Source organism: Spirosoma fluminis (assembly GCF_054778895.1).
On sequence record NZ_BAAGZD010000006.1, the window covers coordinates 68,852 to 87,168 of the forward strand.

17 protein-coding genes are annotated in these 18,317 nt (G+C 51.2%); 7 read left to right on the plus strand and 10 right to left on the minus strand.

Features of this window, described 5'->3' with window-relative positions:
- Positions 1–7: 7 nt before the first annotated feature.
- Entirely contained in the window at positions 8–724 is a 717-nt protein-coding gene (locus ACYVBJ_RS10970; protein ID WP_460982342.1) for a DUF5020 family protein, read from the minus strand.
- A 148-nt stretch (positions 725–872) separates the two neighbouring features.
- On the opposite strand from ACYVBJ_RS10970, the gene ACYVBJ_RS10975 reads away from it, so the two are divergent.
- The gene (locus ACYVBJ_RS10975) at positions 873–2,045 is read left to right on the plus strand and encodes a hypothetical protein (RefSeq protein WP_460982343.1); all 1,173 of its coding nucleotides are present in this window, start codon (positions 873–875) and stop codon (positions 2,043–2,045) included.
- A gap of 101 nt (positions 2,046–2,146) precedes the next feature.
- On the opposite strand, the gene ACYVBJ_RS10980 is transcribed toward ACYVBJ_RS10975, so the two are convergent.
- Together ACYVBJ_RS10980 and ACYVBJ_RS10985 are read right to left on the minus strand one after the other, a co-directional pair.
- Positions 2,147–3,262, minus strand: a complete 1,116-nt coding sequence (locus ACYVBJ_RS10980; RefSeq protein ID WP_460982344.1) for a glycoside hydrolase family 18 protein — start codon at positions 3,260–3,262, stop codon at positions 2,147–2,149.
- A gap of 98 nt (positions 3,263–3,360) precedes the next feature.
- On the minus strand, positions 3,361–4,101 hold the full coding sequence (locus tag ACYVBJ_RS10985) for an SDR family oxidoreductase (protein ID WP_460982345.1): 741 nt from the start codon (positions 4,099–4,101) through the stop codon (positions 3,361–3,363).
- Between the two features lie 282 nt (positions 4,102–4,383).
- Between ACYVBJ_RS10985 and ACYVBJ_RS10990 the strand changes: the two genes are divergently transcribed.
- Together ACYVBJ_RS10990 and ACYVBJ_RS10995 are read left to right on the plus strand one after the other, a co-directional pair.
- Entirely contained in the window at positions 4,384–4,815 is a 432-nt protein-coding gene (locus ACYVBJ_RS10990) for a VOC family protein (protein ID WP_460982346.1), read from the plus strand.
- A 460-nt stretch (positions 4,816–5,275) separates the two neighbouring features.
- The gene (locus ACYVBJ_RS10995) at positions 5,276–7,045 is read left to right on the plus strand and encodes an arylsulfatase (protein ID WP_460982347.1); all 1,770 of its coding nucleotides are present in this window, start codon (positions 5,276–5,278) and stop codon (positions 7,043–7,045) included.
- A 33-nt stretch (positions 7,046–7,078) separates the two neighbouring features.
- Here the strand turns inward: ACYVBJ_RS10995 and ACYVBJ_RS11000 are convergent, their stop codons facing one another.
- The 3 genes from ACYVBJ_RS11000 to ACYVBJ_RS11010 form a co-directional block, all read right to left on the minus strand.
- Positions 7,079–7,663: a hypothetical protein gene (locus ACYVBJ_RS11000; RefSeq protein WP_460982348.1), complete on the minus strand. Its 585-nt coding sequence runs from the start codon at positions 7,661–7,663 to the stop codon at positions 7,079–7,081.
- A gap of 9 nt (positions 7,664–7,672) precedes the next feature.
- Entirely contained in the window at positions 7,673–8,035 is a 363-nt protein-coding gene (locus tag ACYVBJ_RS11005; protein WP_460982349.1) for a hypothetical protein, read from the minus strand.
- 90 nt (positions 8,036–8,125) lie between these two features.
- Positions 8,126–8,539, minus strand: a complete 414-nt coding sequence (locus tag ACYVBJ_RS11010; RefSeq protein WP_460982350.1) for a DUF805 domain-containing protein — start codon at positions 8,537–8,539, stop codon at positions 8,126–8,128.
- 396 nt (positions 8,540–8,935) lie between these two features.
- Here ACYVBJ_RS11010 and ACYVBJ_RS11015 point away from each other — a divergent pair, with 396 nt between their 5' ends.
- A complete protein-coding gene (locus ACYVBJ_RS11015) occupies positions 8,936–9,382 on the plus strand; it encodes a DUF3592 domain-containing protein (protein ID WP_460982351.1) in 447 nt (148 codons plus the stop codon).
- Here ACYVBJ_RS11015 and ACYVBJ_RS11020 read toward each other — a convergent pair.
- Together ACYVBJ_RS11020 and nhaD are read right to left on the minus strand one after the other, a co-directional pair.
- Entirely contained in the window at positions 9,379–10,083 is a 705-nt protein-coding gene (locus ACYVBJ_RS11020; RefSeq protein ID WP_460982352.1) for an NAD(P)H-binding protein, read from the minus strand. The genes ACYVBJ_RS11015 and ACYVBJ_RS11020 overlap by 4 nt on opposite strands.
- 995 nt (positions 10,084–11,078) lie before the next feature.
- Complete coding sequence (gene nhaD / locus ACYVBJ_RS11025) at positions 11,079–12,371, minus strand: sodium:proton antiporter NhaD (protein WP_460982353.1); 1,293 nt, start codon at positions 12,369–12,371, stop codon at positions 11,079–11,081.
- A 39-nt stretch (positions 12,372–12,410) separates the two neighbouring features.
- On the opposite strand from nhaD, the gene ACYVBJ_RS11030 reads away from it, so the two are divergent.
- Positions 12,411–12,737 (plus strand): hypothetical protein, encoded by a 327-nt coding sequence (locus tag ACYVBJ_RS11030; protein ID WP_460982354.1) that lies wholly within the window; start codon positions 12,411–12,413, stop codon positions 12,735–12,737.
- 9 nt (positions 12,738–12,746) lie between these two features.
- Here the strand turns inward: ACYVBJ_RS11030 and ACYVBJ_RS11035 are convergent, their stop codons facing one another.
- Complete coding sequence (locus ACYVBJ_RS11035) at positions 12,747–13,925, minus strand: cation:proton antiporter (protein WP_460982355.1); 1,179 nt, start codon at positions 13,923–13,925, stop codon at positions 12,747–12,749.
- 317 nt (positions 13,926–14,242) lie between these two features.
- Here ACYVBJ_RS11035 and ACYVBJ_RS11040 point away from each other — a divergent pair, with 317 nt between their 5' ends.
- A complete protein-coding gene (locus ACYVBJ_RS11040; RefSeq protein ID WP_460982356.1) occupies positions 14,243–16,117 on the plus strand; it encodes a M1 family metallopeptidase in 1,875 nt (624 codons plus the stop codon).
- A gap of 109 nt (positions 16,118–16,226) precedes the next feature.
- Here the strand turns inward: ACYVBJ_RS11040 and ACYVBJ_RS11045 are convergent, their stop codons facing one another.
- Positions 16,227–16,841 (minus strand): DUF3137 domain-containing protein, encoded by a 615-nt coding sequence (locus ACYVBJ_RS11045; protein WP_460982357.1) that lies wholly within the window; start codon positions 16,839–16,841, stop codon positions 16,227–16,229.
- Positions 16,842–17,162: 321 nt separating this feature from the next.
- Between ACYVBJ_RS11045 and ACYVBJ_RS11050 the strand changes: the two genes are divergently transcribed.
- Positions 17,163–18,269, plus strand: coding sequence for a helix-turn-helix domain-containing protein (locus ACYVBJ_RS11050; RefSeq protein ID WP_460982358.1), 1,107 nt, complete (start codon positions 17,163–17,165; stop codon positions 18,267–18,269).
- Positions 18,270–18,317: the final 48 nt, after the last annotated feature.

Consider the following 18,317-nt stretch of genomic DNA (forward strand, 5'->3'; position numbering starts at 1 on the left):
CGAAGCCCTAAAACTGAGTTTTTAAGGCCAGGGTAGGGTAGACCTGAACGCGGTTTTCGGTCGTCAGGGTGTGGTAGTATACATTGATTCTTGACCCTACGGACAGCGTTTTCGAAACGTTGAGCCATACCTGCGGATCGCCGAAGAACGCAATTTTTTTGCCGCGCTGCCCAACTGTAAAATCTGTACCCTGATTCCGGTTTTCGCTCCATCCAACCAGACTTCCTGCTACCAGAAGCTTGTACTGAAAAAAGCCTTTTCCAAAGTAAAACGTAAATTGTGCGTCATGACTTGGCTTTGCGAAGGCATTGTACCGATACACAACGCTGGTACTAAACCAGGCCCCCTTCCACTGAAAGGGATAGGCTACGCCAGCGCCAAATGAATTGGAGAGGTAGTATCCGTACGAGGGTGGGGCAACGCCCAGGCCACCACTGTAGGTCAGCGACAGATAAACAGGCGGCCGCCAATAGCGTAGATTTTTAGAAACCTGCAAAAAGAGCTGGCCGATATTGCTATTTTCGCCACTGAAGTCGGTTTGCATTTTCAGCAAGAATGAGCCTGTAGAGTCGTTACTCCTGAAATATTCGTAGGTGAGTGAGGCAAAGTTCCGTTTGTTCAGACTCGGATCGATGAAATGCCTGAAATCGTAATGAAGCTGGAGTTGCTGGGCCTGAACAGACAAAGCGCCAACGAGTGAGCAAAGCAGTAATGCCGTTTTCATAAGATAAATTGCCGAAGCGACGAACGTTTCAGCAAAGCTTCATCTAGTAGTATTTAATGGGCGGAATTAGAGCAGAAACGTTGCGGAAATCACGTTTCCAGCTTGTAAGCTTATTCGGCTTGGCGCATAGATAGATGACATTTGCGATATGGACGAGTTAGACCGACGGGCGTTCGCCACTTTGTTTACCGCCGTAGTTGAGAAATGCTTCGGTCATCCGCTGGATAGTGCCCTCTCGGAAGCCGAAAGCAGACACCTCAGCAATGCGATTGACGAAAACACAGGGTTGATTATTGGTTGGCGAAGTATTAAGAACTACGCCATCTATCTGCTTAATCCGGATTCCGGACGACAGGAAAATCCTTCAATAGCTACCCTCGATACGTTGGCCCGTTACGTAGTCGGGGCTCCGGTTACGACAGAAGCAGAGCGGAAAAGGAATGAAGACCATTACCCGTACTGGTTCCGGTATCGCGAGCAGGCAACTCCGTCAGCCAGGCCGGAATTAGTTGGAACAAAAAGGCGGGATAAGGTGCCAATCGGTTGGCTCATTGGCCTGGTTGGGGTGGCCGTAGCTTGTCTTTTTATTGTATTCAAGAAACCAGAATTAGAACAATTTACCGACGATTTTCACGCAATCGACGAGTCCTCACTTCAAGAAAATGGCTGGTTTGTACACGCCAAAAACGAGGCTTTCTGGCGTAGGAGAGGGGAATCGCCAGAGCGGTTGACGCTGTTTACGCTCAAAGGAGATAACTGGCATAAAACGGGTGAAGCGCCCCAAATTCAGAACCTGTTGGTTCGGAGCATTCAAAACGACTGTTTCCGAACAGAAGTACACGTTACTGAGTTTGTGCCCAGCGCCAACTGGCAACAAGCGGGTATCGTGTTACTGGAGGACACAACCTTTACCGGAAAAAGTATTCGAATATCGCTTTCCTACAACGATTTCTTTGGGGGTTATGTCAAACCGGGCGAAATTCTGGTTCAGGCGGTCGCTTCGTATGGCAAGGGATATGCTAATCTGGAGGAAATCACTCATCAGCCTTTATTTTCGTTACATAATCCTGGCGACCGACGTCTGGCAGTGACTAACCTGAAACACTTCGCGTTACGGGTTGAAAAGCAGGGGCAAAAGTTTCGGTTTCTGTACTCAGCCAGCCCCGTTGAGGACTACTCATTCAAAGAAGTAGCCCGGTATGAATTTGGCATTACACCAAAATTCGTCGGCATTTTTGCCCTGAAAGGCTTCGTTGATACAACCGGCGTGTTGCCAGTGGCCGTAAAATTCTTCCGATTGGACGGTGTTAAATGCGAATAGGCGTTGCTTTAATGCTGACTGATCAGTCATTGTAATTGCTGACGCCTATCCCCATAACGACAAATACTTCAACCCCTTACAGAAAATAAGCGGGTGACCCCTTACTGAAACTGCCGGTTGATCTCGCTGAGCAGGTAGGTTTTCGGGTCGCTGAAGTATTCCCAGAACATTACACCCGCCAGGCCGTGTTTCTGTACGTAGCGACACTTGGCTTTCACGGATTCTTCGTCATCGTAGGAGACAAACCGCTTCAGGTCGGCATTGTAGAGATAGGGCGCTTTGGCACGTTTGTCCCAGTAGCGTTTGTACGAAGGATTCGTCAGCAGACTGTCTTTAATAAAACTGTATCCCCCGCCCCGTTCCACTTTCGCAATGGTGCGTGGCTGAGCTTTGGGGTCGTTGTTCTGTAATTGCCACGCCCGGCCGTAGAACGCGATGCCGAGTATAAGCTTTTCGGCAGGTACCCCGGCCTTCTTGTACAGCTTTACGGCACGATCACCTGATGACTCGTGATCGGCTTTACCTGATGGATAGAGGTTGGTATGATGACCGGCCAGCGGACCTCCCGTGTAATGGTCGTACGACATGACGTTGATGTAGTCGAGGTACTGCTGCGCCTGCCCCATGTCGGTATGGGTGAAGATTTCGTTGAAACCGGGCATAGCCGTTGTCACCAGGTAATCTTTGCCAGTCTGCTGTTTGAGTCCATTCAGCTGTTCGCGCATCGCTTTAAACATCAGCGTAAAATTCTCTTTGTCTTCGGGACGAAACACGTTGTCTTCGCCTTTCATGCCCGGGTACTCCCAGTCAATGTCGATGCCGTCTAACTGATACTGCCGGACAATATCGACCGCTGACGCCACAAAGGCTGTCCTTGACGTATCGCTCAAAACGGCGTCGGAGAAGTTTTCGCTCCAGGCCCAGCCGCCGATTGATATCAGAACTTTCAGATCCGGATTACGTAGTTTAAGATTGTTGAGCCGCCGGAAGTTGATGGAATCCGTGGCGAGGTTGTGCAGCCACGCCCGATTCTTTTTGATGTCGACGAAGGCGTAGTTGATATGTGTCAGTTTTTCGGCGGCAATCTGGTCGACGTCGACCAGGCCGCGATAACCGCCGACGTAAGCAAGCACAACAGGTTTAGGCTTTGGTTTGAAGCCAAAGCTAAGCAGGGCCGCAGCCGACAGAATGACAAGTAGACGTAACGATCGAAACATAGGATGGAGGTAAATTGATAGGTTTAGGTAGTATTTAGAGTAAGTACAGTAAAATTTATCAGGCGCACATCAGCCGCTTAAAAATGCATCACCAGCGTTTAAAAACGGCTGTTCATCTGCTTAAAAATTTCGTCGATCTCCTGCCGCGAAGCCATCCGGTTCCGTTCTGACGTACCGTAACCGATCTCTAACGCTCCGGCATCAAGCCCTTTCATCATGGCATCGGCAAAATCGCCTACCGGTACGCCAAAGGTATGCAAACCCGTGCCGCCCAGATCGGTGTTAACCGCGGGCGGTACCAACTCGATCACCTCAATGGAGGTCCCGGCTAATTGGTGCCGCAGCGATATAGTGAACGAATGCAGGGCTGCTTTGGTCGCACTGTAGATGGGGGCAAAGGCGCCGGGCACAAACGCCAGGCCAGACGTTACGTTAATGATTGCGGCTTTGGGTTGCTCAAGAAAATGCGGAATGAACAGGGTCGACAAATGCAGCGGAGCTTCCAGATTAATGGCAATTTCCTGCTGACTCTGGCTCCAGTCCGCCTGGTTTTCGGCGAGCTTCATTCTGCGCTGAATGCCGGCATTGTTGATCAGTACGTTAACCTGTGGACACTCACTACGTACCCAATCGAGCAACGCTGCCCGCTCGGAGGCTTGCCCTACGTCGCACTGATGAATTTTGAGTTGAGGGTACTGCTGCTGGGCTTCCTGCAATTTGTCGATCCGGCGTCCGCAGATTACTACGTCACTACCGGCCTGAAGAAATCGTTCGGCCAGTGCCCAGCCAATACCGGAGGCTCCGCCCGTAATCAAAACGCTGCTTGCTGTACTATCCATAAACGTAGCTACTATCCTTTAGTAGACTCTCAACCGTTTTACTTTGTTCGCTAAACCGGCAATATTGTTTTTATCGTTTGTTTTTGAACTGCGTTCGTCGGGCAGCTACCCGTTATTATACGTTCTCAGCATACTTTGTCAGGGCTTTTTAGCCCGAAAATTACCCGGCGTTTCTCCGCTAGAAACGCTGTCGCAAACCACCCGGTTATTGTCGCAATTATACGCCTACAGAGCCCTGAGGAGCTAGTATCTTTGCTAGGTAAACTTTAAACAACAACGCTCATGGCAACCAAAATTTTTGTTAATCTGCCCGTAAAGGACCTTAACCGTTCTGTTGACTTCTTCACCCAGCTTGGCTACTCGTTTAACGCGCAGTTTACCGACGAAAACGCTACGTGCATGGTTATCAGCGAAGACATATACGTGATGCTTCTGGTCGAGAAATTTTTCAAAACCTTTATCAAGAAGGAAATTGCCGATGCAACGAAAGTGACGGAGTCCATTATTTGCCTGTCAGCCGAAAACCGTGAGCAGGTCGACGAACTGGTTGATAAGGCCCTGGCCGCTGGCGCAACCCAGTCAAACGAAACGCAGGATCAGGGTTTTATGTACTACCGCAGTTTTCAGGATTTAGACGGCCACCTTTGGGAGATCATGTTTATGGACCCAAGTGCCGTTCAGCAACCTCAGGAAGAAGCGGAGGCTGCTGCCTGAATGCAGCCTGAAACGAGATGGTCAAAACGCCCGGCGTTCCGAGAGTATACGGAACGCCGGGCGTTTTTAATGCAAATAGAAACGCGTTACCTGTCGCTAAAGAACGAGCTAGCTACTGTTACTACGTTGTGCGTGGTTCCTAAAACAGACGGTAGTGAAGTAGATAAGGACTGATCTCCCTGTCTAAATTAGCTCAATCTTTGTCATTCCCAAAGCACGACCGGGCCGTTTTTTATGGCGTATCAATACCAACAGTGTGAGCATAAACTTGTAGATCAACTACGTCGCCTTTGAGTGAATCTGTTGCTCACCTCTTTAGTTTGATTGCTTGTCCTGAATTGAATCAGACGATTAACTGAAAATTGTTCAGTAGGGAAAGAGCCTCGTTACTTTTGGTATCTGTTACGCCTGAGCTTCTGAGCCTTCAAGGACCGATTTAAATTGACCAATTACTGTAGCCATGAAAATTCCTTTTTGGGCAGGTCTAGCTGCGCTGATCACCGGCGCAGGGATCGCATTAGGGTTGAATACTATCCTGCCGGCAGCCGCTGTCAGGCCCAATGTAGTGTTTATCCTGACTGACGACCAGGGCTGGGGTGACCTGAGTCTACACGGCAATCGGTTTGTCGAAACGCCCAACATAGACCGCCTGGCCCGCAATGGCGCCCAGTTCGACCGCTTTTTCGTCAGTCCGCTTTGCGCGCCTACCCGCGCCAGCCTGCTTACGGGTCGCTACCACCTCCGCACGGGCACGGTTTCGGTAACGCAGGGCTGGGAGCGCATGCGTAGCGCTGAACTCACCCTGGCCGAAGTGTTTCGCCAGAACGGCTATGCCACTGGCTGTTTTGGCAAATGGCACAACGGCGAACACGCGCCGGAAGACCCGAATGGACAAGGATTCGACGAGTTTCTGGGCTTTTGTGCAGGCCATTGGAATAACTACTTCGATACCGACTTGCAGCAGAACGACCGCATGGTACCCACGAAAGGATTTATCACCGACGTATTGACGGATGCCGCTTTGCACTTCATCAGTAAGCATAAAGCCCGGCCTTTCTTCTGTTACGTACCGTTCAACGCCCCCCATAGCCCCCACCAGGTGCCCGACCGGTATTTTGACAAGTATAAGGCCAAGGGGCTGGACAATGAGCAGGCCAGCATCTACGGCATGGTTGAAAACATAGACGATAACGTGGGGCGGTTGTTGGTAAGACTGGACCAACTGGGGTTAGCCCAAAACACGATTGTTGTGTTTGCGACCGACAACGGTCCCAACGGCCACCGGTTCAATGGCCAAATGAAGGGCATCAAAGGGTCTGTCGACGAAGGGGGTGTGCGCGTACCGTTATTCATGCGCTGGCCGGCAAGGATACGGCCTCAAACCCGAATTCGACCCAATACGGCCCATATCGATTTACTGCCGACGCTGGTCGACTTGTGTGGGCTGCGCTTTAGACCCACCAACCCGATCGATGGCCGAAGCCTGGCAGACCTGGTGTTGGGCAAGGTCGATACGCTGCCTGACCGCCTGCTGTTCACTCACGTGGCCGGGATGAGCGCGGGCCGACTGCCTGCCCAGCCAGGGGCAGTTCGTACGGCTCAGTACCGACTGGTGCGCCAAAAGGAACAGACTCAATTGTACGATATGCTGGGCGATCCGTCGCAATCAACTGATTTGGCGGCTATCCAGCCCCAGCGGGTGCAGATGCTGCAAGCGGCCTACGACCGCTGGTTCGGGGAAGTTTCCCAAACGATAAACTCTTCCCGGCCAGTGCCGGTGGCAGGCCGACGGGTGTTGTTGCAGGCACCGGAGGCTCATTTTTCGGGGAACATACGCTACAAACAGGGCAATGGTTGGGCCAATGACTGGCTGGTAAACTGGCGGTCACCCGCCGATTCAATTTGGTGGGACGTGGAAGTAGAGCGACCAGGGGTCTATCAACTGAGCCTGCAGTACACCGCTGGAGCTGCCGCTCTTGGAGCGCTATTAACTCTTACGGCCGGAAATCAGACGCTGCAACAAACCATCCAAACCAGTTTCGACCCACCCCTGAAGCCCAGCCCCGACCGGATTCCCCGGAAAGAAGTGTACGAAAAGCCCTGGGCCTGGCTGGCGTTGGGAAAACTTACCTTGTCCAGGGGGAATCACCGGATTCTGCTACAGGCGGGATCGGTCCCGAATGGGCAGGTAGCAGAATTGAAAGCACTATCGCTGGTCGGCTCAGAGTGATCCGCTTTCGGTTCGTTCATTTTCAGCTGTCTGCTATTCGTCGCTGAGGTTCAGGATTTCGTCGATCAGCCAGCGGTTGTTACGTCGTACAAGCCGGAACTCGTACGTAATAAAGAGCGTACAGGTTACCGTTGCCTGATTTTTTGCGATCGCTACGTCGTTAATGGTAAGCCGGTTCAGCGAGTCCATCTGCTCGTCGACATCCTGATTCAGCATTACCAGATCATAGTCGAATCCGGTAGGTGGGCCTTCGTTCTGACGCGCTAACCGGAATCCTGCGTCGCGTTCCTTGAAATACGTCCGCCAGTCGTTGAGGTAGCGCTCGGTTAGCCCGTTGCTCTTTTTCAGGTAAGCGAGATACTGCTCGCTATTTTTGAAATTCACGGAATAGCCCCTGACCTCATCCTGATTGACCAGATCAATTCGGCTCACCGCCCCAAGGTTCTTTTTGTACCACTGTAGAAACGCAACTACCGATTGGGCCGCCTGAGCCGAGTCACTTGCCGGTGTTAGTGCAGCGACTTGGTTTTCGCTGACATCGGCGGCTACTCTGCGTTCGCAGCGGGCGCTCGTCAAAACGATAGCGAGCAGCACGAACGTGTGCAGAAGATTTCTCATGACTAATTGCTACACCTCGAACGGTAATTCGTACTCTTTGGCGATGATCTTCGAACTGCGCGTTTTTACCTCTACTTTCACTTTAAGCGGTGAATCCAGCACCAGGTAATTTTTTACGAACTGATCGTCGTGTATCATCCAGGAATAATCTTCCAGCAGGTACTCACGAACGCCTTTTTTCGAGGCCTGATACGCCCAACGCTCGGTGATCAGGGGTTCGTAGTTGATGGTGTTGCCCATGTACAGCACCTGAATGCCAGGGAGCGATTGGTTGCCTAATTCAGTGCAGCCCAGGACTGTGATACGTAATGAAGAGCCATCTTCGAGATCTTTAACGGCCCATTCGTCGATCATCGTTTTTTCGTTTGCCATGGTGAACAGAAAAGATAAAGCGCTGGCAAACAGATTATTTTTTACCAGCGCTTCGTTAATGGATTAATAAAAGAGGAAGGATAGAAAAGCTTAAGCCACTGATTTAATAACATTAACCGTTGCTTCCGCTTTAGGATCGGGACCGTACTGGTTTGGGCCTTTGGTACCTTCGCTGATGGCCAAGATGAAGTTATAGATCGGGATCAGCGCATACCACCATTCTTTGTCGAGATCGTGCATGCGCCGTACGCAAACGGCAATGGCTGGTACCAGAATGGCTAAGGTGTATATTGTATTTGCGTAGGCGGCAGCCGTTTGAGAAAAGAGACCAATAGTGAAGCCGATGGCGAATGACACTCCCACGTTTACCAGTACGAAATACCAGTATTCGCTCCGGCGGGCGCGGCCTTTGAAGTCGGCGTATTTTTTCAGAACGGTCAGGTAGTGGGTAATCGGGTTAGGGGAGGTGGCCGGAGCCGATGCGGAATTTGGGAACGTGTTCATTGGTATTGTTTGGTTGTTTAAGGCCAGCTGCGTTTGTGAGCAGTGGCTGGGTTCTTTAATGAGTCAAAGTTGCAGTTGAGAAGGAGGGAGGTCAAAAAATAAAGTAGCGAATGGTGGTCAAAGCCGGATGAAAGGCCATGAATAGCGATACGAATCGTACAGGATCAGTCCGGCCGATTGACGGTGATCCAGTACGACGTAGTTAAACGGAAATAAGCCGGGAAAGCGGTAGCGGGAGCAGAGTAGTAATCCGACCTGCCGAATACTCAAAAGTCCGGAAGGAAGTTCTTAAAAAAAAGTACGTTTGGCGTCTCTAAAGCACCTGTATAACATTGGTGGACAGTTCAGTAGGCCAGTAATTGGCTAGCTTAATTTACCGTACTACGTATTGTTAGAATGGAATCGAAACGTGTACTTGGCGTGGCCTTAGTTGGCCTCTTTGCGTTTGTCGGCACGATCTTCATGGGTGTTGCTTACTACACCTGGCAGTCGACGCAGCAGATCATGAAAACCGGCGTTAAAACGCGGGGCGTGGTCGTTGACACCCGTTACAACAAGACCAGCTCCGGACGTACTACGTCGACCCAGGCTCCGGTCGTGCAGTTTACGACGGCTGCGGGAAAGTCCGTTACGTACTATTCGCAGACCTATACCTCGCCCCCAAGTTTTGAGATCGGAGAGACCGTAACGTTATGGTACCTGCCCAATGACCCGCAGACGGTCACGCTGGAGGGATTAGACGGGTTGATATTGCCGATGGTCTTTGGCTTTTTAGGCGGTATATTTTCGCTTATCGGGTATCCGTTGCTGATCAGCTCGGTCGTGAAAGGATTCAAAAGTTAACGGGCTTTGTAGGCTAATCGGCTCAATTGGTCGAGCACCGATAGACCATCGCCACCCCAAGCAGCATTGATTACCTGGTTACGAACGGCTTCCTGCTGGGCAAACAAAATGAATAAATAGGCCATGTCGGCGCGACCAATCTGGGTCGACAACGTAATAGGAAGGTCGTGGGGGAACAATTGAATCGGTTTGCGGCCTTCGGGCTGGTTGCGCAGCACCCCGGCTCGCACAATCGTGTAGGGTAAGCCGCTTTGCATGACGACCTTTTCGGCTTCGAGTCGCCAATGAATTACGTTGGTTTTTATCAGGTTGAGCAGGCTGATGAACCACGTCCGGTACTGAAGTCCAATCGTGCTCATGTACACAAAACGTCCCCGGAAACTTACCTTTCGGGCCGCATCCAGTGCCGCTACAAGCCCTCCATAATCAACCGCACATAGTTTAGCTTCACTGGCGAAACCGGGCGGAACGGCAGCCGTGAACAGAATGGTTTCGACACCCTGAAACGCCCGGTAGAAAGCCTCGTTGGGTGTGGTCAGGTCGCCGATAACGAGTTCAGCGCGGGGCTGGCCAAACAACTTCCGGGCTTTTTCCGGATTGCGGGCAATGATACGGATGGGTTGATTGGCGAACAGGAGCTTTTGCGCGGCTTCGTAGCCCGTTCCTGCCGTTGCACCGAGGAGTAAGGTTATACCAGTCATGAGCAATTCGTTGTCTGAACAAACTTACCTTCCTGGAGAACGGAAACGTAAGGTTACGCTAAGGTGAGCGGTTTCGATGCCCGATGAGAACGACGTTAGTAACCGTAGCTATAAGGACTGTGTTGCCGTCAGGATGATAAGATATGGACAACGCAATGCGATGAAAGACACGTATTCGATCCCATATTTAACTCTGGTTCAACTCCGCTAAGGATTGGCGCATGTAGATTGATTGGTGCCGAAGAGCGCTTTAAATTCGTTCTCCATTCGAGCGTCCGGCGCTACGTACTGCACCTTCGGTTTGATGTGATTCCATCAGCCGTAGGCCATCAGCTCAACCCTGGCAAACGCGAGTTGATTGGGGGAGTCAAATGTCTCTCTGAACTCCCTATTCAGTTGCTCCGGCAGGCCGCTTTGCTTTTTCTGCTCGTTGTGAAGTTGCTACCACGCGTATACAGAGCTGGATTGTAAGTGCTTTGGTAATCGCATAAGTCCGTTGCCCAGGTGAAGGTAGCCGAAGCTGCCTGATGCCTACCTGGATCTGGTACCGAATCGGCTTGTTTAACGCCGGAGCATTCCCACAAAACCAGCACAAGGAAAAGGCTGACTCTAATAAATACCCTGGACAACGTACTACGTACTGACCGCAACCGGTGGACAAGCGAAACCGTAATACCCAGAAACGAGACGTACCCGCTTCGATTTTTGAGTCGTTTGTTAGCGGTTAACGTATCGGGTTGACCATTCTTGACGGGCCCGGTTAACCAACCGGACAACGGTAGCCAACAAAGCAGTAAAATAAACGGGAGTGGTGCCAGAACGAGCATGGGTGTAAGAAAAGATCAGTAGGAGTTGCTTGGCGCAAACTTGATCTTACTGGCTCCTGCACCCAAAAATTTTGCGCCCAACGACGCAGCGCAAGCAACGAACCGGTTGAATCAGGAGTTCGATTGTTTGCGTGCCAACAGCGAAGAAATGACCGTTAATCCGTAGCGCTACAGCAGCCAGAACTCGGCAAGGTACACCAGCGCGCCCGCTATGTAGCCTATGAACGCGAGCCAGCTGATTCGGCGCAGATACCAGCCAAACTCCAGGCGCTCCATGCCCATTACGGCTACTCCAGCCGCAGAGCCAATGACCAGAATGCTGCCCCCCGTTCCGGCGCAGTACGCCAGAAACTCCCACAGCTTGGCGTCGGTAGGGTAGATTTGCAGATCGTACATCCCCATTGCCGCGGCTACAATCGGTACGTTATCGACTACCGCCGAGGCTAAGCCAATCAACAGAACGATGAGGTCCAGATTGCCGATGGAATCATTCAGCGACTGAGCCAGGCCACGTAACAGGCCCGTAGCTTCAAGCGCACCAACGGCCAGCAGTATCCCCAGAAAAAACAGGATGCTGGGCGTATCGATTTTGCTGAGCGCGTAAGCCGCTGAATAACGCTGCCGATCGGTTTCGTCTTTGTCCTTGTGAATCAACTCGGATACTACCCAGATAAAGCCCAGGGCCATCATCATACCCATGTAGGGCGGCAAATGCGTTACAGTCTTGAAAATAGGCACCCACAGCAGGCCACCTAGTCCGACGGCCAGCATCAGTTGTCGGTCGCGCCGGGCTTTGGGCGTTACGTAGGGGCGGCTGATGCCTTGCTTCGCCGTGGCAACCGAGGCTTCCGTTTGGGCTTTGTACATGAAGGTCAGAATCGCTAACGGGACCAGCAGCGACACTACGCTCGGAATAAACAGGGTTGTGATGATGTTGATCGTAGTTACCTGTCCTCCAATCCAAAGCATGGTCGTGGTTACGTCGCCGATGGGGGACCAGGCACCACCTGCATTGGCGGCAATGATCACCATGCCCGCCATCACTTTCCGCTGGTCAGGATCGCGCACCAGCTTGCGCAGCACGGACACCATCACGATGGAAGCCGTGAGGTTGTCCAGAATCGCTGACAAAAAGAAGGCTAAAAAACTGATAATCCAGAGCAGAACGCGCGTGTTGCGACTAGCAATTCGATCGGTAAATATAGTGAAGCCATCATGCGCATCGATCAATTCCACAATGGTCATTGCCCCGATCAGAAAGAACAGGATTTCGGAAATTTCCGCCAGGTGTTCCCCTAACTGTTGGCCGACTTCCTCAACATTCTGGTCCGTCAGGGCATACACTGTCCAGCAGATGGCCCCTGTTAACAAGGCCGTGGCCGCCTTATTGATGCCAATTGAATGTTCAACCGTGATGAGCAGGTAGCCCGCAATAAAGAAGAGAATTAAGGTCAGCGTCATGGCCTACAGAACTGGATCAGCCCTAATTTTGTCATACAAATGATGGCAAAGAACCGGTTTATTATCCAGATTTCCTCGCTTGGACCCGACGGCATGGCGCTGTTTCCGTTCATTCTGGTCCGTCAGCCGAACCCCTCGCCTACCTTGGTAAACCACGAACGGATTCACCTGCGGCAACAGGCTGAGCTGGGTATTCTGCCCTTTTATGTATGGTACGTCCTGGAGTATGTGGTTCGGCGGCTCCGGCACCGCGACCACTACACGGCCTACCGGAACATTGGTTTCGAGCGCGAAGCCTTCGCGAATGATAGCGATCTTACGTATCTGCAAAACCGGCGATTGTGGTCGTTCTGGCGGTATGTATAAGCCTGATTTTTAGTCTTCGGGCTCAGCTTTGTAGCCGACTACCCCGGCCATCACCAGCAGGGACGACAGCACAACAATCAACATCGGGATGCCCGCCCGAAACCCCAGCAGCCTCAGGTCTTCCGGAATATTCAGGTAGAGCAGAATTGTGGTCAGGCCGCGGGGCGCGATCCACAACAGCGGTCTCGACGGGCCGCGATACGTTGTTTGCAGGGTAACCCAGCGCCAGCCAATAATGATGGCGATAAAGATGCCGCTTACAATCAGGGCATCGACATCAATGAGTTCCTGAGGCACGGCCGCATACCCGAAAAGCAGGAAAAAGAACGTCCGGACAACGAAAGCCCCTTCGGCGGTCAGGTTCTTGAGCTGCTCCAGTTCTTTCTCGAACAGATCATTTTTAAGAATTTCGCTCAGTCGCCCCCGGATAAACAGTTCGGTATTGTTCAGAAATAAGCCGAAAATCAGGATCAGCAGCAGGGACGACAGGTGGTAAATCTCGGCCAGTGCGTAGACCAGAAACAGTACGGATATAATGGGCAGGAATTTAATCCGGTGATTGATTCGCCCGATTAGATACAGCAGCAGAAAGCAGCAGCCCAGCGAAATGAACGCCATCGCCACCGTATCGCGCGTAAATGACAGAACCGCCCCAAAGACCGAATCACGGCTTAGCAGCAGGAAATTGTAGGCCATTACGCCTAGAATGCTGGCAAACGCTGACTCGTAAACGACAAATTCGTACTGCCTGAACGACAGGTTTGATACGCTCGGAATGGCCACCGCACTGCTGATGATGGAAAACGGCAGCGCGGCAATTAAGCAATGGTAAAACGAATCATTCAGAAGTAAATACAGAACACCCGCCATTAACAAGGTGCCACCAATAATCGATAGCAGCGAGGCCAGCAACGTTCGACGCAGTACCCCGAGTTTCTCCGCGTGAAGTTCCAGATCCAGCCCCCCTTCCAGCACGATCAGAATAAGGCCCAGCGTTCCGAGCGTCGGCAATATGGCGTTGATATACGGGAGCTGGACATCAAAATAGTTCGTTGCCTGGCGCGTCAGCATACCCAGTACCAGCAGCAGCAGGACCGACGGTGTTTTGAAACGGCTACTGAATAAGTCGAACGCGTACGAAATCAGTACTGATAAGCTCAGTACAATGATTAAAATCGAGGAATCCATGCGGCAAGTTAAACATTATCGTCAGCACCCGACAGAAACGCAGAACGTAATCAACGTAGTGAATGGCGTAAACTTACTGTGTTGTACGTCGCACCCGATGCGTCCGGAACCGGAGTTACAACTAACGTCCCTACCTATTCGTCAGACTTAGCGGGCATCAGGCAAGAAGGCGTTTTACGCGACCTGGTTTACCGTTGAACACCTCATGGCATCGCTCATCCGCTTCAATGTCTGCTTTTTCTGACGAAGCGCTTATCTTGCCACTTTCGCTAATGCCTAGTTATGACTGCAACTTTGTTGACCAATACCAAAATTTCATGAGACATTCCACGCTCACTCTCTTTATGGCGTTGATCGTCGGTGCCGTACAGGCCCAGACGCTGTATATGCCACGTAACATCAAAAAGGCGTACCAGAAAGGAACCCGCTCGATGGATGGCCGGCCGGGGAAAAATTACTGGCAGAATACAGCCCGCTATGCCATCACCGTCACGGCGGCCCCGCCCAGCCGAACCGTTCAGGGTACCGAAGAAATTACGTATATCAACAACAGCCCTGATACTTTACAGGGGCTGGTATTCAAGCTGTTCCTGAACAGCCATAAACCGGGCGCTATCCGACAGAATATGTTCTCGGATAAATACCTAACCTCGGGCGTCCATATCGACAAGTATGCCGAAAATGGCGCTCAGAAAACCTGGCAGGACGCGGGCAATGCTACGGCAAAAGGCGTTCGGCTGACTAAACCCCTGCTTCCCCGCGATTCGGTTAAACTATCGTTCGACTGGCATTACGACGTATCGGTGGAGACAAACCGGGAAGGGGCGCTCGATTCAACGACTTTCTTCCTGGCATACTTCTATCCGCGGGTGGCCGTTTACGACGATTACTATGGCTGGGACCAGACGACCTTCACCGAAGCCCAGGAATTCTACAGCGACTTCAACGACTATACGGTGAACGTAAACGTACCGAAGAACTACATTGTCTGGAGCACCGGCGATTTGCAAAACGCGGATGAGGTGCTGCAGCCAACCTACGCCCAACGTCTGCGCGAGTCAATGCGCTCAGACTCCATACTGCACGTAGCAACCCTTCAGGAGGTAACGGCTGGTAACGTAACGCGGCAGCAGAACATGAACACCTGGCGCTGGAAGGCCAGCAACATTGCCGATATTGCCCTGTGCCTCAGTAATCACTACGTATGGGACGCGTCGAGTGTGGTGGTCGACAAAAAGACCGGTCGACGGGCGAGTGTTCAGGCTGCTTTCCTGGACGACGCCCAGGATTTTCACCAGATGGTCCGCTTCGGCCGGCACGCGCTGGACTGGTTCTCGACTAACTGGCCGGGTGTTCCGTACCCCTATTCGAAAACAACTCTGGTGCAGGGTTTCGCTGATATGGAGTATCCGATGATGGTTAACGACTCCCCAACCAATGACCTTAACTTCTCACGCTTTGTGGCCGAGCATGAGATTGCGCACACCTGGTTTCCGTTCTACATGGGCATCAACGAAACGCGGTACGGGTTCATGGACGAAGGCTGGGTGACGGCGCTTGAGTACCTGATTAGCCAAAACAACTTAGGTACCGAAACGGCCACGCGAAATTTCCAGCAGTTTCGGGTTGCCTACTGGAGTTCCGATCCGTCGGCCGAAGAGGATCTACCGATCATAACGCCGGCTAACGTATTGAGTGGAGCAGCCCTGGGTAACAATGAATATGGCAAAGCCGCTATCGGGTATCTAGCCCTAAAGGAGCTACTGGGCGACGCCCTGTTCAAAAAGGCCCTGCACGAGTTCATGAATCGCTGGAACGGCAAACACCCAACGCCCTGGGATATGTTTTACAGCTTTAACAATGCGTCGGGCAAAAACCTGAACTGGTTCTGGAATAACTGGTTTTTCAGCAACAATTACATTGATCTGGCCATTCAGCAGGTAACGACTTCGGCAACGCAGAGCACCATTATCATTCAGAACATCGGCGGTTACGTAGCGCCTGTCGATGTAGTTGTACAGTATGCCGATGGCGCGAAAGAAACCTTCCATCAGACACCCGCTATCTGGCAAAGCAATCAGAGTCAGGCGGTGGTGAAGGTGCCTACCAAAAAGAAGGTGCAGTCTGTTCGTTTGGAAGGCGGCATCTTCATGGATGCTGACACCGCGAACAACACTTGGAAAGCGAAGTAAAGAGACATTTCGTTTCAAAACATAAGCTCCCAGATGTGGTAGCCATGTCTGGGAGTTTATGTTTTGGATTGGTTTAACGAGCGTCAGCAAATAGTATAGGCGACCCGCATTAGCTCAGCACTATATTGGGGTCGTCTTCGTAGGCCGATCCGATGATACAGAGGTGGTTGAGGGTTTCGGCAAACAGGCTGTACACTAATTTCAATCGCTCCACATCCTTAATTACCCCAACGACCTGAAAGGTCAATAGATCAACGTTTTCGGGAAATGGCGTTGATAGCCAGCCGTTATCATCTTTTACCTCCAGGCCGATCTCGGGTTGGGCTTCGATTAACGCCCGTATTTTGGGGTTGGCAAACAACAGCCGAAGTTTGTCCTCATCGTTTCCCTGGATGATAAACTGTTCGTCAAATTCGGGATACCCCAACTCTACATCCTGCATACCCAGCCACTTGCCGATTCCGCTGAAGAAACCGTTCCGGTATATTTTGAACCAAAAGCCGTCCTTGTTGACATAGGGTGCCCGCATCCGCGTGTACGTAGTGGTCACTTTCCCGGTCGACACGGTATATGTATCCAGCGTAACCGTCCATTCGCCAACTGTTGCCTGTACTTTACTTCCTTTCCAGAAACCGCCATCCACAAAATCTGCGTGTATCTCGTCGGCGAGTTGGTTCCACACCTCATCCTTGTAGGGACCAAATAGTTTTTTCAGTATGCTCATAGCCGTAGGCGTTGCGAGGGAACCAGGGTTTAGGAGTCAAAGCTCAAGTATACGCAGCGCTCGTTGATTTCCGAAAAAGCTTATGGATTGAGTTGTCAAACTACGTCATTCACTGGATGAAAATTAACTTGTTAGAAACGTCCGTTAGAGGAAACGTAACGTTTTCGTAGCCTTACTGTAAGGTCAGGTTGTCTGTCTCGATCGTGATATATTTGTGTTAAGCGCGCATGGAAGACCAGTTGTGTCTCACGACTTAAAGATCACTGACAAGCTTGGTTTATACAGGGCGTTTGGCTCATTTATTTTAATTTTAATTACAGAATGCGCTCTCTTATTCAGGCCATTACGTATCTTTATCTGGCAGGTGCTTTGCAGGGGTTTTGCCTGGCTCTGCTGATTGGCTTCAAGAAAACCAACAATCGCGTATCGAATCGTCTGTTGGGCACTCTGGTATTTCTGTTCAGCTACAACACGCTGTATTATTTCTTATCCTACCATCAGCTTCTGCAATACTATCCGCATTTGTATAAAACGTCATCAGGTGTTTTCCTGCTGTTTGGGCCGCTGGTTTATCTATACGTCTGGTACTCGCTGCACGGCCAAACGCGGTTTCAGTGGAAGCATCTGGCTCACTTCATACCTTGGGTTGGCTTACTCTTCATTGTGTTGCCTGTCATCGTTCAGTCAGGAGCCGCTAAGCAGCAGATGGTCATTCAGGAGAGTCAACAGCATGGCCTGTTGCCCGCTAATCCGTATTTCCTGATTTCGGACGTTATCATGACGGGTTTGTTGATGTATTATGGGTATCGGATGTGGCAGTACGCCCAAAGCAGTACTCCTGATCAGGCGCGGATGTTACGTCGTATTCTCTTGTTTTTTGCGGTGTTTGCCATCAGCACGGTCATATATCGCGTCGAAGTAACTCTCGGCATGGGGTATTATAACCTGTTCGGGCATGTCACCCGTATACTGTTCACGGTGGCGGTCTATGCGCTGGCGTATACGGCCTTTCAATATCCCGATACGTTAATTCCGAAAGCGAAGCCAGCGAAATACCAGAAATCTCCGTTAACCGATTCGGCCAGCCAATCCTTAGCCGACAGGATCAATCAGTATACCCACGATCAGAAGCCTTATCTGCTGCCCGACGTTAGCCTCGACCAGTTCGCTACGGCACTGAATTTACCTCCTCAGTACGTTTCTCAGGTGATCAATGAACAGGTTGGGCAATCGTTCCCCGACTTTATCAATAGCCGTCGGATCGAAGAAGCGAAGCGGCTGTTGCTGGGCGATGAAAAGATTACGGCCATCGCTATTGACTGTGGTTTTAATAACCGCGTCACCTTCAACTCAGCCTTCAAGAAGTTTACGGGACAAACCCCGTCCGAATACCGGCTGCAACACGCAGAAACGGCGAAAAACGTGTAAAGTATTGCCAGTTTTTACATGAATACGCCGGTTACGGGCTTGCTTTGG